Annotated in this window: 14 protein-coding genes and 2 pseudogenes; 7 read left to right on the top strand and 9 right to left on the bottom strand. The window is 41.3% G+C overall.

All coding sequences use genetic code 11. The features are described from left to right. Positions 1–2: 2 nt before the first annotated feature. The 9 genes from U5J89_RS00545 to U5J89_RS00505 all read right to left on the bottom strand — a co-directional run bounded on the left by U5J89_RS00545 (position 3) and on the right by U5J89_RS00505 (position 9,106). Positions 3–3,491: a hypothetical protein gene (locus tag U5J89_RS00545; RefSeq protein ID WP_322573651.1), complete on the bottom strand. Its 3,489-nt coding sequence runs from the start codon at positions 3,489–3,491 to the stop codon at positions 3–5. Next, positions 3,488–4,312 carry a hypothetical protein gene (locus U5J89_RS00540; RefSeq protein WP_322573650.1) on the bottom strand — a complete coding sequence of 275 codons (825 nt, stop codon included), beginning with the start codon at positions 4,310–4,312 and terminating at the stop codon, positions 3,488–3,490. The genes U5J89_RS00545 and U5J89_RS00540 overlap by 4 nt, the downstream gene beginning before the upstream one ends. A gap of 153 nt (positions 4,313–4,465) precedes the next feature. Continuing rightward, positions 4,466–4,963: a DUF4402 domain-containing protein gene (locus U5J89_RS00535; RefSeq protein ID WP_322573649.1), complete on the bottom strand. Its 498-nt coding sequence runs from the start codon at positions 4,961–4,963 to the stop codon at positions 4,466–4,468. Between the two features lie 220 nt (positions 4,964–5,183). Beyond that, the gene (locus U5J89_RS00530) at positions 5,184–5,504 is read right to left on the bottom strand and encodes a hypothetical protein (RefSeq protein WP_322573648.1); all 321 of its coding nucleotides are present in this window, start codon (positions 5,502–5,504) and stop codon (positions 5,184–5,186) included. Between the two features lie 191 nt (positions 5,505–5,695). Next, the gene (locus U5J89_RS00525) at positions 5,696–6,241 is read right to left on the bottom strand and encodes a DUF4402 domain-containing protein (protein WP_322573647.1); all 546 of its coding nucleotides are present in this window, start codon (positions 6,239–6,241) and stop codon (positions 5,696–5,698) included. Between the two features lie 18 nt (positions 6,242–6,259). After that, positions 6,260–6,778 (bottom strand): DUF4402 domain-containing protein, encoded by a 519-nt coding sequence (locus U5J89_RS00520; RefSeq protein WP_322573646.1) that lies wholly within the window; start codon positions 6,776–6,778, stop codon positions 6,260–6,262. 193 nt (positions 6,779–6,971) lie between these two features. Further along, positions 6,972–8,003 (bottom strand): hypothetical protein, encoded by a 1,032-nt coding sequence (locus U5J89_RS00515; protein WP_322573645.1) that lies wholly within the window; start codon positions 8,001–8,003, stop codon positions 6,972–6,974. 12 nt (positions 8,004–8,015) lie between these two features. Then, entirely contained in the window at positions 8,016–8,462 is a 447-nt protein-coding gene (locus U5J89_RS00510) for a hypothetical protein (RefSeq protein ID WP_322573644.1), read from the bottom strand. 131 nt (positions 8,463–8,593) lie between these two features. Beyond that, positions 8,594–9,106: a hypothetical protein gene (locus tag U5J89_RS00505; RefSeq protein ID WP_322573643.1), complete on the bottom strand. Its 513-nt coding sequence runs from the start codon at positions 9,104–9,106 to the stop codon at positions 8,594–8,596. Positions 9,107–9,468: 362 nt separating this feature from the next. On the opposite strand from U5J89_RS00505, the gene U5J89_RS00500 reads away from it, so the two are divergent. The 7 genes and pseudogenes from U5J89_RS00500 to U5J89_RS00470 all read left to right on the top strand — a co-directional run bounded on the left by U5J89_RS00500 (position 9,469) and on the right by U5J89_RS00470 (position 15,029). Continuing rightward, positions 9,469–10,173 carry a sugar phosphate nucleotidyltransferase gene (locus U5J89_RS00500; protein WP_322573642.1) on the top strand — a complete coding sequence of 235 codons (705 nt, stop codon included), beginning with the start codon at positions 9,469–9,471 and terminating at the stop codon, positions 10,171–10,173. Continuing rightward, positions 10,173–11,042 carry a dTDP-4-dehydrorhamnose reductase gene (rfbD, locus tag U5J89_RS00495; RefSeq protein ID WP_322573641.1) on the top strand — a complete coding sequence of 290 codons (870 nt, stop codon included), beginning with the start codon at positions 10,173–10,175 and terminating at the stop codon, positions 11,040–11,042. The genes U5J89_RS00500 and rfbD overlap by 1 nt, the downstream gene beginning before the upstream one ends. A 453-nt stretch (positions 11,043–11,495) precedes the next feature. Beyond that, on the top strand, positions 11,496–11,789 hold the full coding sequence (locus U5J89_RS00490) for a GIY-YIG nuclease family protein (protein ID WP_322573640.1): 294 nt from the start codon (positions 11,496–11,498) through the stop codon (positions 11,787–11,789). 337 nt (positions 11,790–12,126) lie between these two features. Further along, positions 12,127–12,675, top strand: coding sequence for a dTDP-4-dehydrorhamnose 3,5-epimerase (rfbC, locus tag U5J89_RS00485; protein ID WP_322573639.1), 549 nt, complete (start codon positions 12,127–12,129; stop codon positions 12,673–12,675). Positions 12,676–13,223: 548 nt separating this feature from the next. Beyond that, a pseudogene (locus U5J89_RS15850) lies at positions 13,224–13,385 on the top strand (GIY-YIG nuclease family protein); the annotation flags it as partial. 72 nt (positions 13,386–13,457) lie between these two features. Further along, positions 13,458–14,460 (top strand): annotated as a pseudogene (gene rfbB / locus U5J89_RS00475) (dTDP-glucose 4,6-dehydratase). Between the two features lie 116 nt (positions 14,461–14,576). Then, positions 14,577–15,029, top strand: coding sequence for an Rrf2 family transcriptional regulator (locus U5J89_RS00470; protein ID WP_322573637.1), 453 nt, complete (start codon positions 14,577–14,579; stop codon positions 15,027–15,029). Positions 15,030–15,134: the final 105 nt, after the last annotated feature.

The following is a 15,134-nucleotide window of genomic DNA, read 5'->3' as shown; positions in this document are numbered from 1 at the left end:
TTCTATTTTTCAATCAGTACTGTAATCGGATGTTCTATTGCAGGGATATCAGCAAGCTTCTGTTGCAATTGCTTGGTCTTTGTCCAGGATATAAGCCCTTCAAAAACAATGGTACCGTTAGACTTTTTGAATTCCGCTCCTGATTCAGGATCAATCATGGATTTTAATAGTTTTTCATCCAATTCACCTCCCGGATTCTCAATGCGGATTTCAAAACTAAAGTTCATTGCCCGCTCGTCTTTCTCACCAAGAAATAGCGAATAGTTTTGGATGTTTGCCATAGAGGCATCTTCATAAGATGGTTTGTCTTGTATAGTAGCCAGTTGGGATTCCATCGATGTTTTTGAGTAATATCGCTCATCTACATATACCAAATACTTTTCATTGGCCTCATTAAAACTGACTGAGGTTAATAGATCCAAGTCATTTTTGGTTTGTTCCGCAAAGCGGTTAGCAGCATCTTCTGTTTTAAATTCTCCCAGCTTGATAAAGTCTGATTGAGGGGCATCAGGTGCAATATTTCCACTGTCGAGGACAACCAGTGCGGCTTTTTCAAAGGTATTGCGGTGATATGATAATATGTTTTGGATAGCTTGATTCCGATTTGGCAAGGGGAGGCTACGAATAGCGTATAAGTCGGTGTTAGTATTCAATATCACACTAAAGGATCCTTTAAGTTTGCTTGCCGCTTCCATAGCAACTTCTTTAGCTTTTGATAACGTCCTGAAACTGGCAATCTGGATCTTATAATAGAGTTCCTGATCAGAGATATACGTAGTGTCAGTGGTTGAGTCAGCAGATACAGTATCGGCTGCAATGGGCTCAGGCGTTGTTTTAGGTTTTAGGGTAAAGTTCAACCCTTCTACAAAATCTCCCTCGGCCAGGGCCTCAACTTCAACCTCCATGGTATCGGGTTGCGAATTAACATCGAGGAACTCCAGCTGTTTGCTATCTATATATAAATTATAGTTACCCGGTGGAATTTCATAGGCATAGAATGTACCATCGCTAAAGGTGCGCATTTCTTTTTTATATGTGGTATCCTCTTTAGCATCCAAATATACGCGGAGGCCGGACTGTGGATTCTCTTTCCCTTTGGTCATTTTTACGACTTTGCCCGATATTACCCCGGAAGTATAGAAGGGAATATCTATTGGTTTATACTGGTTGGGATCTGTAACAATAGAAAATTTTTCTATTTCAGGCACCAGCATAGGATTTTTTATTTCTGATTGATTGACCTCCATATTAATCCTGTGGTAGGACTGAAGCTGGCTGAATCGAAGGATACCCTCCGAAGAGGTAGACATGACGCCGGCTCGTCCAATGCGAACTGCTTCTTCATTGATTACGTCATCTCCCTCGTCGTAGGTCCCGGAATTGTTTGCATCTACATAAAGACGAACAGATGTTGCAGAACGTCCTACCTGCTGCCTGTTTGAGACGGTTAAATCTTTATTGTAATCATCATACCCGATGGAACCTCTAATATTTTGTGTAAATGAATATTGATCTCTTGATTTCCGGGCATTTGACGTACTTCGAAATGCATTGAAGTCGATGGTCAGGCCAAGGTTTAGAAAATTCAGGTCATTTAAAAAATTTCTGGAGTAGGAGGCCTGGATTCTTCCATGTTCAAATATGCTTTTTGAGGCTTGTATTTCGGCCTCTCTGAATGCACCAATACCCGGACTATAATCGATACTGCCACTGATAAATGTATTTTGAAGATAACGGGGTATGTTGGGGGTTCTGGAAATGAGGTACGTAGCGGATGCGCTCAGATCTGAGCTGGTGCTTGGATCAAGTGAAAAGTCGCCGAACTGACGATCCCGGTAACTGAACCTGAGATTCAGGCGATTAATGCGGGAGTTTAAGTCAATGGAATAGCTCATATTATCCTGCGGTGAATTTTGAGCGTAATTCCCTTGAAATCGAAAGTTTAATGGCACTTCTCCTATTGATAATGGGAAAAATGCATTAGCTGAAAATTCCTGCTCGTTACCAACGGGGTTATAGATCCGGTTGTCGGTATAATTGGAATAGGTTATGCCCCAGCTGGCAGATGAGGGATAAACAACATTCCCGGATATTCGATAGAAAGCATTGGGAGCGATATCGAGATTTAACAAGTAATCGTCAAAAACCCGCGCAGAAGTAGAACTATAGAAAACAGGCGACTCATTGGAATATTCATCAAAATATTCTACCCCAACTTGCTGGGTCAGCCAGTTTGAGATTCCATACGCTACATCGCCCTGAGTCATATAACTTTCTGTAGTGGTGCCAAAAATAGGGTTATCAAGTTGACCGGCGTTCAGGTGATAGCTGAATTCCCCTTCCGGCAGAAAGTTGAAAGGGATCTGTATTCGCTCTTCTCGTTCCCGGATGCGCCCGTCGGGACCATAGATTCGCAACCGCAATCGCGAAGTACCATAAGTGAGTGGCACTAAAAAACGATACTGTTCGTCTTCCGTTATTCTGGTAAAGTCATAGAGGGCATTATTGTAGTAAAGCTCAACTTCTGAGCCAATTGGGGCAGTGCCCTCCACCTCATAGGAATCGTACATATACCGGGGCTCGATGGGTTCGTTGGTCAGTTTAATCCCTGTAAAATTTCGACTGCTTAATCCATCAGAACGTGTTTGTCCGGCGTATATTTGGCTGAGGTAGTCATTATTGCGCATGACGTATCGCCAGCGCAGGTTATTGGTGGTAAAGTTTGATGATCCGCCGGAATAGTTACCAAATGCAGAACCCTCGAGATCGCCACCGGCTATTTCTGCTCCAAGGTCAAAATTATAGGTATATGAATTTTGGTTTTCGTTTATTATTGAAGTGAGCGAATAGTCAAAAAAGCCACCTCCGAAAAACGTTCGGTCCCGTTCAAACATAAGTGGATGATAGCTTTGCCCGATATTGGCTTTATCTTGTTGCTCTCTGCGCCGTTGTCGCTCGTACTCTTCCACAATGGGCAAGGTGTTGGGGGTTTCAAGCTGCAATAGCAGATTATTGAGGTCCACAGAAAAGTTTAAGTCAAACACTTCGGATAGCACGTCAAGACTCACATAGAAATCCAGTTCCTTAACCAGCATTTTGGAGGCATCGTAACGGAAGGTTCCCTTGTTATCCAGCGTTACTTCGTAGTTGCTAAAGTCGAATCGAAAATTATTATCGGGGTCAAGGTAAAAGCCCTGGATAGATAAACTGCCATTGTCTACCTCGTGAGAGATTTTTAGACTGCTGAATATTTCTGAAACCGGAAGATAGTAGGTGCCGTCCTCATAATAGGCGGTAATAACCTTTTCAAAGAAATTGCGGTAGGTAAAGGAAAGAAATATCTCCTGTTGATTTGACTGCTGCTGGTTAGCTTGTCCGTCCTGAAAACTGGATGTCGGTGCAGCCTGTATACTATTATTAAAAGAAAGGGCAGGCGTACTTAAAGCGAATAGAAGAAGAGATAGAATTAAAAAACGTCCTTCTTTACTCACTTTTTGGTGAAGCTTATGGATTGAGATACCGGTTCCATTTGAACGATGTTTTCCGAAGGCACATCGGGTCGCTGCGTTTCAAAGGTGATTTTGGCCGTATATTTACCATTTTCCAGCTCATCCTGTGCTACCTCAAATACTTGTCGGTAATCAAAATAGATAGACGTGGAAGTACGTTTTTCTACTACGGTATTACCACTACGGTCTGAGATCGTTAATATGATGGTTCCAAGAAAAGGAGAGTTTCCTGATCTTTTGACATCGGTAATAAATTCAAAATTATCTTCCGAATTTTGCTGGCTAAACTTTTGGATCTCTATACCGGTATTGGTATCGCCGTGTTTGTAGAATAGAGTCGTAACCTGCTCAAACTTATAAGTGATTTGGGCCGTTATTCCATCATCAGTTTCTTCACCCACAGCAGGGTTCTGAGCATTTGACGTTGTTTTAATGCGTGTCCAGTAGGTGCCATCCGAAAAGTCTTTGGGTCGTACGGTCATTCGCACCGTTTGGCGCTGACCGGGTTGGAGTACAAAATTCTGTGGAAAGCCCTTAACCAGGTTGCTGATACCGTACTGCTGGGCCCGGCTGCTGTCGTCATATACCATCTCTACATTGCCTTCCGTATTGGTTGTGGGGTAGCCAAAGGGAAATTCAATGGATACCTCCTGCGCCTGATCCGATCCGTTTAGTACCAAAAAGCTTCCAAAACGCTCTTGCTGGTCAATAAAAACCATGGTGGGAGCGATGGTAATTTGCGCCTTGGCGCCGGTAAAAAGCACCCCAAAAAGAAGCAGAAATATAAATAACAGTTTTTTCATTGCGGATAGACTGGTTTTAATTGCCGTTTGGGGAACCTAAGAAATTTGTACAAAAAAGCATAGTAAGCTACTGATTGAACTATTCTGGCGCAGTCTAACAAATAAAAAAGCCAAGACGAATTAGGTCTTGGCTTTTAGTGAAGGAAAAAATACTTAGTTGTATGCAGCGGTCAATGTAATTTCCTCGGAATATGTACCGGCAGTTTGGTTAGCTGCTGCATTAATAGTACCACCGATGAATACATGAAGAGTATTATCGGAGTCAGCAGAGAGAGCAGAAGTAGTGGCCCCTGCCGTAGGGTCGAATGTATTACTTTGACTGGTTGCCAAGTTGTCCCAAGCTGCACTAGTATTATCGAAGTTAATAGCGATATCAGCACCGGGGCCTACTAAGTTTCCGCCATTTGCAAAGGAAAAAGTTAGATCAAGCTGACCGCCGTTACCTGTAATTTGAAATGTACCGGCAGTAGCGTCACCAACATTTACAGTACTGCTAGCACCAGCTGCTAAAGTTCCAAAGTCTAAGTTACTTCCATCGGTAACAGATACATTTGATTCAACGGTTGCTGTGGCATCAATTTGTGCAAATGTAGCTGTTGTTAAACCGGTCATCAAAAAAAATGCGAGAGTAAGTTGGAGTAATCGTTTCATAATTTAAGCCGTTTATTATTGTTTGTAGATAAATTGAGTTTCTTTGTTTGCTTCACTCCCAAGATAAAAATGATCTCTTGGGTCTCCTAGTTAGAGCCTTTTAATTAAAGGATTCTAAACTTTTCTAAAGTTAAGTAACTAGCGTTGTTAGTGAAGTTAATTAACAAGGAATATTCTTTAGAGCGTTTCAATATTGCCAAAGATTAATAAATCGTAACTTCTATTGGTAAACGACGTTCAAAACTAACGTGCCCGAGTAGGCGCCCGGAGTAACATTGCCGACGTCAATATTTCCAAAGATATATACGTAGCCGGTATCCCAAACCTGTTCATTATCACTGCCCAGGGTTATGCGTAGCTCTTCATTGGCAAAGGGCATATAATCCTGATAATTGCTTGCTTCAGGGGAATAGGCTGCATCTAAAGTAAGAGGGATGGTATTGGTTGTATCTTGTCCGGCGGATGGTGTTAAGCGGTCTGGTTTTTGCAGGCTAAGGATCGCGCTTTGTGCCGCCAGTGCCCTGATTTTGAAAATACCCATTTGCGGATTACCCAGCTTCAATTTGTTGGGTACCGCTGTTGGTAACCACCGTACCGAAATTTAAATCCTGAAGTACTTCTACGCCTAACTCAGGCTGTACGTCCATATTGAAACGCACGGTTTGGGCATCCCCAGAGTAGGCTAGGGGAAGAATTAAGAGCGAAATACAAAATAAAATTTTAAACCGCTTCTTAATCATACTCAACACTTATGTTTATAGTTCCGGTATAGGTTCCGGCTCTGTCATTTCCAACGGTTATATCTCCATAAATATATAAGTATGCTTTTGAAGTCGGGGGACCACCGCCTTTTTTTCCTCCTTTGGCCCATGGGGGTGGGCCACCTCCATCATCCTGATAAATTGGAAATGTAGCCGTATTGCCGGAAAATACTGTTGCCTGATTTTTATTGTCTTCGCCGTCGTTGGCATAAGCTGCTCCAAGGGTAAAAGGTAGTTTATTATCTGCGTCTAGTTGTAGTGCTGGAGGAGGATAAATCGTAACACGAACATCTCTGTTATGTTCTCCTTCGATGCTTATAGTTTCGGTTTGAGGGTCCTGCAATTGAATCTGAACAGTACCCTGATTCTGTAAAAGACTACCAAAATCAAGAACTCCATCTGATATGACGGTTATGGTTAATTCCGGAGGGGCTTCAATATTTAAAGCAAGGGTCTGTGCCTGAAGTGCCCAAATGGGCAACAGAAGCAGCGATATTACAGTAAAAAGTTTTTTCATAGAAAGCACCCTGTAGAATTAAATATATTCAACTTCAATGGTAAAATCGCCGTTGTAATTACCCGGCTTGGCATTTTCAACGTTGACCTGTCCGCCAATCCAGAAATAATATTCTCCATTTCCGTTGAGAGTCAGGTCGCGATTGTCGGTTTGCAGGATTTCGGCCGAGCTCTGATCGTCCTCATCATTGCCCGCAATTTCATAGGTGAAGGTTAGTGAGTTGGTACCGCTGTCGTGTGTTAAGGTGCGTTCACGGACAAAGCTAACTCGAATCTGGGAATCGGCATTGCCCAGGGCAACCATTTTGCCCGTGTTGGTATCAGAAAGCGGATCGATGGTAATCGTTTGCTGGCTGGGTTGTACGGGACTAAAACTAATATCTCTTAGCGTTACCATTTCTATGGATTCAACCACCTGGGCAGAAGCACTAATGCTAATTCTGCTCGACCCTCCATTCTGATCCTGTGCCGCTGCTGTAAGGGTTGTAAAACTTACTGCTGTAAATATGAGCAGCAATATTGTAGTAGCTTTTTGCATCAAAGTCCTATTGGATAATTGCCGTTTGTTCGCACTATGTAAACGAATAGTCCTATAAAATGTTGGCTGATAACCTAACCATTTTCTGTAGTCAGCCTAAAATAAAAAATGCAGAGGAAAGGTTCCCTCTGCATTAGTAAATCTTAAGGTAGATAAGTGAATCTTAAAAATGTTACTACTTCAAAAACTATGATCAGTTATACATACTGATGAGTTTTACTTTGCTTCCGCCTGTTTGCAGATTCTTATTAACATTGTTTAAGGCATCACTACTGTACCGTAGGTCAGGTGTACCCGCATATGTACCTTCGGGGTCTTCTACATCAATACTAGAGTTGTCAGCAAAAAGTATAGAACCATAAACTTGAGGTGTTCCTTTTAGTTCTAGATTCCCTTGAACAATGATTAAACCGTAATATCTATCATTTCCTGTAATTTGAAAATTCACACCCGGTCTTATAATTAATATACCGGCACCATTACCATTAGCAGAACCATCCTGTTCAACAGATACTATTTTAGGGTTGTCTTTGGTACCTAAATCTAAGCCATTATATGATTCTGCATTAGGTAGATATTTATTATCTATATTATCTTGCAAGTTTTGACTATCTAAGTCTGAATCCTGCGCAAAACCATCAGGCTCACCTACAAGAAAAGAGTCATCACCGGGTTTTCCCTTTTTTTCAAATGTGTCATCTTGACTACGAATACCGACTGCCCCCGGCTTGTAACTATCAGCATCATCATTGGGAGAAGTTTCATCCATAGAAAAATTTCTACCGTCGATATTTGGAGGCTGTCCATTAATTCGAACAGTAGTATTCGATCCATATACACCCATAGCACCAGGTACTTTGGATATATCAATGGCTTTTCCTTTGGATATTTTTGCAACTATCTCTTTACTGGTATTGTCAATCGTTGCTATTACAGTAAGTTCAATGTTGCTAGAGCTTGGAAGATTAGCCCAATAATATTTAATTGTTCCACCATCTATGGATTTACTAATTGTATTATTCTCACCCTCTTCCCAACTGGGGTTTTCACTTAATTCATTAATTCCAAATTCTATACCTGTATGAGCTAAGTTTTGGGCCATGGCTTGTTCTGCCGCATTTACTGACCCTTGGGTCATAGCTTTGCGCTGGTTGTTCATTCCCATAAACGTATAGCCTAGGGCTACAAGTAAGCCCATTACGATAATTAACATTGGTCTACCCATGGTAGTGTACCTCTATAAGCTTAAGTTAATTGGTCTAAACTCTCTATTCCAATTTGTTGTTATGTATTCGGGATCAGATGACCCCAATCCACCTATTTTCTCAGGACTTCGCACAGTCATTGATATATCAATAAATCGAATATCATTGCGCTCATTTTGATCATTACCCAATACGGTATCTCGATCACTGTCCAGGTAAGTCATTTTAAAGTCAGTAATATTCCATTTAAAGGTGGTTGCATCTCCGTTAAGTTTTCGAATCAGTTGGTTATTTGATTCGTCGTGTTCCCACTGAATATTATCTGGATTTCCATCGTCATCAATATCCGTTTTGAATTCTATAAATCCCTCCCGGGCATCAAGAATAGGATCATCATAGGGCTTTTCTTGACCGTAAGCGATATTTGAAATGTCTTTTTCTAAAACTTCTGAAATAGTTGCCGTTCGTTGTTGTATCATTTGTCGCATAGTTAATGCAGTAGAGCTCTGTGAGATATTCATATTCATGCTCAGAATACTCAAGAGTAAAACTCCTGCAATAATAAAACTTGTTGTCAGCCCCAGATTCATAATGTTAACTTGTATTATTGTTAATAATATCGGCGCAAGTACGGTATTTTAATTTCAATGTTGTCACCGTTTCCATCTTTCAGATAGTCGCTGGTCACGGTTACAACCATTTTTTTGTATTCGGTGTAGGGTGTGTCAGTGTGGCCGCTTGCCATTTCATAATTCGGCGGACTTACATACAATACCTCTACATCTACTTGGAATGCTTCATCACCAGAACCGGGTTCCCAATCCACCTTTTCCTTTAAATCGTGATAATCATCAAAGTCATTGAAATCTGTGGAATTGGCCTGGCCACAATCAGAGAATCCTTCGGGTACTTGAGAAGGTTCGCCTGATACTGTATTGGCATCAAAAGGCAGAGCGCGTGCTCTATCAATGTAACTTTGAGCAATAGTGATAGCTCTTTTCTCAACTTCACTTTCGACTTCATGCTGACTGTTAAGAAAGATTATCTTATTTGAAGTCAACAAGATCAGGGAAAACAGCACCATTGCTGCCATTGTTTGTAATACTTCACTATATCCTACCATAGCTGTAGATGTCTAAATATCAATTTTATTGCAAATGTTAGAAAACATTAAATGTTTTACCATCCTTAATGAAACTTCATCGCCAATATTATAATAACGACTGTATAGACCTAATTAATTTTCATTAACGATGATTGTAAAATATTTATTTTTTAGTCGTCTGCTGTACTATCAGGAGGGAACACAGACTATAATGTTACATAATTTAAAGTTTTATATGGTAAAATAGTTAAAAATTGGTCTTTAAAAGTTTAAGTGAGAGATATTTTAAAGATCAGCCTAAAGAAATTATATTGAGCATCCGTAGTAATAATTTTATATGCTTCGGATGGTTTTACATTCATTGATCACAAATTAAGACTATGAAAGGCATTATTTTAGCGGGCGGCACGGGATCGAGACTATATCCACTGACGAAAGTAACCAACAAACACTTGTTGCCGGTGGGTAATAAGCCGATGATTTATTATCCCATTCAGAAATTAACCAACGCAGGTATAGAAGAAATATTGATTGTAACCGGTACCGAGCACATGGGGGATGTGGTAAACCTGCTGGGATCGGGTAAGGATTTTGGCTGCCGATTTACGTATAAAGTGCAGGATGAGGCCGGCGGAATTGCACAGGCGTTGGGACTGGCAGAAAACTTTGTGGGAGATGATTCCATGACGGTGATTCTGGGAGATAATATCTTCCAAACCTCCCTGCAGAAGGCAATAAATTCCTATCCCGGTGAGGGAGCACAAATTTTACTTAAAGAAGTAGATGATCCCGAGCGTTTTGGAGTGGCAGAAGTAGAGGGTGATAAAATCGTTGGAATCGAAGAAAAACCGGATCAGCCTAAAAGTAAGTTGGCGGTGACCGGAGTGTATATGTATGATTCCCGGGTCTTTGATTTTATTCGGGATCTGGAGCCATCCGATCGCGGAGAACTGGAAATTACTGACGTCAATAATCACTATATAAAAGAGGACGGTATGCGGTTTTCGGTGATGGAGGGTTGGTGGACTGATGCGGGAACGCCCTCATCATACAAGCGGGCAAATGAATTGGTTGATTCTGAATAATGATGAAAGCAATACTACTTGGGGCATCAGGACAATTGGGCAGAGAGTGGCAACGCATTATTAATAGAGACTATTCAGATGAGATTGCCTTGCTCTCGTACACATCAAGTGATCTGGATATCACCCATTATCAGGAGGTTTCTGATGAGTTTCGTGATCAAAAGCCGGATGTTGTAATTAATTGCGCAGCCTTTACGGATGTGGATGGAGCCGAAGATCATAAGAAGCTGGCTCGTAAGGTCAATATGGAGGCTCCGTTGTACCTGGCAGAACTGAGTCAGCAGCTGGAATTTAAGCTGGTGCACTATTCGACTGATTATGTGTTTCCCGGCACAAAGCTTAATAAAAGGGAATTTCCGGAGGGATATCCTGAAGATCATCCGGCTGATCCTGTGAACTGGTATGGCAAGACCAAGTGGGAGGGGGAGCAGGCTATTCGTCAGACCGCTGAAAACCATTTAATTATTCGCGTATCATGGCTGTGTGGCCAGTTTGGTTCCAACTTCGTAAAGACTATGATTCGGCTGGCACAGGAGCGCGACGAGCTGCAGGTGGTGAATGACCAGTGGGGCAGTCCTGCTTTTGCTGAAAATGTGGTTCGTAACTGTTTGACACTATTGGAAAATGGACATCGTGGAACTTATCACATCACTTCAGATGGATTGATAACGTGGTACGATTTGGCCCGGGAAATTTTTGATCAGGCTAGTATGGACGTTGAGATTGAGCCGGTTGATTCGGATGCCTTTCCCACCAAAGCCGAACGTCCGTATTTTTCGAAATTATGCACACATAAGATTGATGAGATTTCAGGAATTGAGATTATTGATTGGAAAGAGGGGTTACGAAAGCTGCTTAATCGGTTGTAAGTAAAGGTGCGTTCCCTCGCTCACGAGCAATCTATTTCAAGGAGATGGTTCGACTCCGCTCCCCGCAACTATGGGGCACGGCGCGATGACAGTCGTTGTTTTTTAAAGGCTGTCATTACGAGGGAGTCCCGCATTCGCGGGACGACCGTGGTAATCTTCTTGAATAGATTTGCGTAGCATCTAAAGGTTATCCTTTAAGCCTTAGTAAATTGTTTTATGGAGATCGCCACGCTCCACTCCATTTCGCTCGCGATGACAGCCGTTGTTGTTTAAAAAAGCAATGTCACTGCGAGGGCGTTCCGCGTTAGCGGAATAACCGCGGCAGTCTCCCGGAAAAAGTTCGCATAGTATTTAAAGGGCTAAACTCTCATACACAAAAGCTGTCATTGTGTAAAGGGAGCAATGACGATTGTTGCTTGTAAGATTTCACCTCTTAAACGGTCTTACTATTCTATGGAAAAGAAATATCACGTTTATATTATGACTAATACTCATCACACAGTACTCTATACCGGCATGACGGGCGACATCATTTGCCGAGGCTGGCAGCATAAACATAGATTGGTGGAGGGCTTTACAAAGCGATACAATTGCACAAAATTGGTATATATTGAGGAATGTGACTGCCCGCAAGACGCCATTGACCGCGAAAAGCAGATAAAGCGATGGACCCGAAAGAAAAAAGAGGTTCTTATTGAACGGTTAAATCCGAAGTGGAAAGATTTGTATGAGGAGCTTCTTATATAAAAAGCAATGTCATCCCGACCGGCGCGGAGGGATCTCCTTCCATTAGGTTCGCGTAGCATCTAACTAATTTCCCTGATTCAAGAGCCATCTATTTCGAGGAGATGGTTCGACTCCGCTCACCATGACATCAACGTTGTTTTTTTCTTATAAAAAAAGCAATGATTACCGTTTTTATAGCCAATATAAGGCGTTGGTGGAGGTTGTATGAGGAATTTTTGGTTTAAGCTTCTGCGATTGAAAAAGTAAAACCATATATTCGCAATCAAGCTGAGCATCATCGCCAAAGTTTGAGGGTATACGAGAAATCTTGGACTTAATTGAATTCCAAAATATGAGTATGGAAATAATTAAAACTGACATCCCCGATGTGTTATTGCTAAAGCCTGAGGTATATCGGGACGATCGGGGATTTTTTCTGGAGACCTACCGGGAGCAGCACCTAAAGGAGAAAAATATTGATGTCCATTTTGTGCAGGATAACCTGTCCAAATCTCAGAAGAATACTGTACGCGGATTGCACTATCAGATTGAGCGGCAGCAGGATAAATTGTTGATGATAATGCAGGGAGCCATTTTGGATGTGGCGGTAGATTTGCGGAAAGGTTCTTCCACATTTGGTGAGCACGTAGCGATGGAACTTTCCGCCGAAAATAAACACCAGATGTTTATCCCCAAGGGGTTTGCTCACGGATTTTCGGTGCTATCGGATGATGCGTTAGTGTATTATAAATGCAGCGACTATTACTATCCGGAAGGAGAGCGGGGGCTGTTATGGGATGATCCCGAACTGAATATCGATTGGAAGGTTACTGATCCCATTATCTCAGAGAAAGATATGCACCAACCGCGGCTTCAGGAAATTAAAGAGGAAGATCTATTCTCATGAAGAAAAAACAAGTACTTGTTACGGGTAGTGGATTTATACCGTGAAATAGTTGAAAGTAAAGTCTATCGGCAAATCGTTGTGTTTTATTTTTGAACTATGTAAAACAGAATCTAAATTTTGTAGTGTTCCTTTTGTCTTGATACAAAAGGAACTAAAAAATCAAGACTATAAATTGTATAATCACTTTAGCTTGCAGGATGCGTAGATTTTGATGGTCTTTAGACAATTGTGCATAATATTGGTATATCACCAGTATAAAATCTACAAAATAGCATCCTTTGGCTGCAGTATACAATTCAAGGCCATACTTTAAACCGTGAATTTCATAATAAGTAATCAACTTATTATTATCGAAAGCGTTAAAAACCAGATGGGAGAAATTTCTGTCTGACGAGGGGCTGCTATAGAATTTAATCAGCGTTGATTGATGAAACCGGCACCGAGGAGTTATCCCGAAAGCTTTCGGGAGAGTTTTTACTTCAGCTTTGCTGGTCCCGAGATAATCGGGATGGGTCAAGCCAAAAGGCGAAAAAGAAGGTTATACGGATGATCTGCGATCACGATTTGAGAAACATCAAGCAGGTAACGTTCAATCAACAAAGAACCGCCGACCATTCAAATTGATCTACTATGAAGGTTGTCGAAATAAAAAGTATGCGATAAAGCGTGAAAAGTACTTAAAGACTCACTATGGAAAGATGTTTGTTTAAAAGCGGCTCAAATCGTATTTCACAGGACAAGAGAATAAGAGCTAATAATTTAAATTAGAATAAAGATTTAGAATGAGAATATTAGTTACAGGCGGTGCGGGATTCATAGGATCAAATTTGCTGCTGTATTTGCACGAGAAGTATCCCGATTATCAGCTGCTCAATATCGATAAACTTGGCTACGCTTCGGATTTATCATATCTCGATGAGATTAAAAATTCGAATCGCTATACCTTTAAAAAGCTGGATATTGTAGATCGCGAGGCCGTACGGAATATCATCCGAAGCTATAAGCCCGAAGGCGTATTTCCACCTTGCGGCAGAGTCGCATGTAGACAACTCTATCAAGGGGCCGGAGCCTTTTATTCAGTCGAATGTAGTGGGGACTTTTAATTTGGTTGAGGAATGCCGACAGTTTTGGAAAGAGGATGAAGAACAGTGGCAAAATAATCGATTTTTGCATGTATCCACCGATGAAGTGTATGGAGAGCTGGGGGAACAGGGCGCTTTTTCGGAGGACTCTCCCTATGCCCCGAATTCACCGTATTCGGCATCAAAAGCGGGTAGTGATTTTATTATTCGATCGTATTTTCACACCTACGGGATGAATGTGGTTACAACAAACTGTTCCAATAATTTTGGTCCGCACCAGCACGACGAAAAGTTGATTCCCACCGTTATTCGTACGGCACTCAAGCACAATGATATTCCCGTTTATGGAAAAGGAGAAAATGTCCGCGATTGGCTCTATGTTCAGGAACACTGCCGTGCATTGGATCTGGTTTTTAATAAGGGAGAATCGGGAGAAACCTATATTATAGGCGGCAATAACGAATGGAAGAATATCGATCTGGTAAAGAAGATTTGTAATATTTTAAATGAGGAGGTCGGTGATGCACCGAGCTCGGATTTCAAAAACCTGATTACCTTTGTCAAAGATCGTCCCGGACATGATTTTCGCTATGCTATTGACGCCTCTAAAATTAAGGAAGAGCTGGGATGGAATAGCGAGGCGTCGTTTGAGCAACGTTTGAGAGAGACCGTACAATGGTATATCCGGCGATATAGCGAATAACGTTTGTTCCTACTAATCTCTGAGATCACATAACAAAAATAAAGTGCCAAAAAAAGTTGAAGGTTATTTACAAGCGAGTTATATTTAAGATAAAATTGTCTTAAAACTTAAAATAAATGATCTTCTCTACATCATGTGTGTACGGCCTTCGGGCAATGATCTATCTTGCATCGATCTCGAGAGAGGATTATGTATCAATCAAAGAATTGAGTGAAAAGCTGGATATCTCCTTCCATTTTTTGACTAAAATACTGCAGCAATTAACAGCTGAAGATATTCTGGAATCGATGAAAGGTCCGAAGGGAGGCGTGAGGCTGTCAAAGTCAGGCAGGGAAATTATGCTGAAAGAGGTTGTTGAAGCCATTGACGGGTCGGCTATTTTTACCGAGTGTGTTTTGGGATTACCCGGCTGTGGTAGTGAAAAACCTTGTCCAATGCATGAAATGTGGGAGGATACTCGAGATGAAATAAATGAGTTGTTTACAACCACCAGCTTGCAGGATATGTCGAAGGAAGGAAAGGCAAAGGATTTACGCATAACACCTGATGGAAAATTTGTTTGGGGTTAATCACAATGTATTGCAGTACTGCAATGGTTAAAAGTAATTTTGTTGTGTATCTGCAAAAATTCAATAGCTAGTAATATCCTTAAAGAATATTTCAAGCATGTATAT

The sequence above is a fragment of the Fodinibius sp. genome (assembly GCF_034521915.1).
Taxonomy (GTDB): domain Bacteria; phylum Bacteroidota; class Rhodothermia; order Balneolales; family Balneolaceae; genus Fodinibius.
This window is presented reverse-complemented; position numbering and strand designations above follow the sequence as displayed.

What these genes read in the sequence shown, in the direction of transcription:
- U5J89_RS00540 (WP_322573650.1), bottom strand. Translation starts at nt 4,312, where the DNA reads ATGAAAAAACTGTTATTTATATTTCTGCTTCTTTTTGGGGTGCTTTTT.
- U5J89_RS00535 (WP_322573649.1), bottom strand. Translation starts at nt 4,963, where the DNA reads ATGAAACGATTACTCCAACTTACTCTCGCATTTTTTTTGATGACCGGT.
- U5J89_RS00530 (WP_322573648.1), bottom strand. Translation starts at nt 5,504, where the DNA reads ATGGGTATTTTCAAAATCAGGGCACTGGCGGCACAAAGCGCGATCCTT.
- U5J89_RS00525 (WP_322573647.1), bottom strand. Translation starts at nt 6,241, where the DNA reads ATGAAAAAACTTTTTACTGTAATATCGCTGCTTCTGTTGCCCATTTGG.
- U5J89_RS00520 (WP_322573646.1), bottom strand. Translation starts at nt 6,778, where the DNA reads ATGCAAAAAGCTACTACAATATTGCTGCTCATATTTACAGCAGTAAGT.
- U5J89_RS00515 (WP_322573645.1), bottom strand. Translation starts at nt 8,003, where the DNA reads ATGGGTAGACCAATGTTAATTATCGTAATGGGCTTACTTGTAGCCCTA.
- U5J89_RS00510 (WP_322573644.1), bottom strand. Translation starts at nt 8,462, where the DNA reads ATGATACAACAACGAACGGCAACTATTTCAGAAGTTTTAGAAAAAGAC.
- U5J89_RS00505 (WP_322573643.1), bottom strand. Translation starts at nt 9,106, where the DNA reads ATGGTAGGATATAGTGAAGTATTACAAACAATGGCAGCAATGGTGCTG.
- U5J89_RS00500 (WP_322573642.1), top strand. Translation starts at nt 9,469, where the DNA reads ATGAAAGGCATTATTTTAGCGGGCGGCACGGGATCGAGACTATATCCA.
- rfbD (WP_322573641.1), top strand. Translation starts at nt 10,173, where the DNA reads ATGATGAAAGCAATACTACTTGGGGCATCAGGACAATTGGGCAGAGAG.
- U5J89_RS00490 (WP_322573640.1), top strand. Translation starts at nt 11,496, where the DNA reads ATGGAAAAGAAATATCACGTTTATATTATGACTAATACTCATCACACA.
- rfbC (WP_322573639.1), top strand. Translation starts at nt 12,127, where the DNA reads ATGGAAATAATTAAAACTGACATCCCCGATGTGTTATTGCTAAAGCCT.
- U5J89_RS00470 (WP_322573637.1), top strand. Translation starts at nt 14,577, where the DNA reads ATGATCTTCTCTACATCATGTGTGTACGGCCTTCGGGCAATGATCTAT.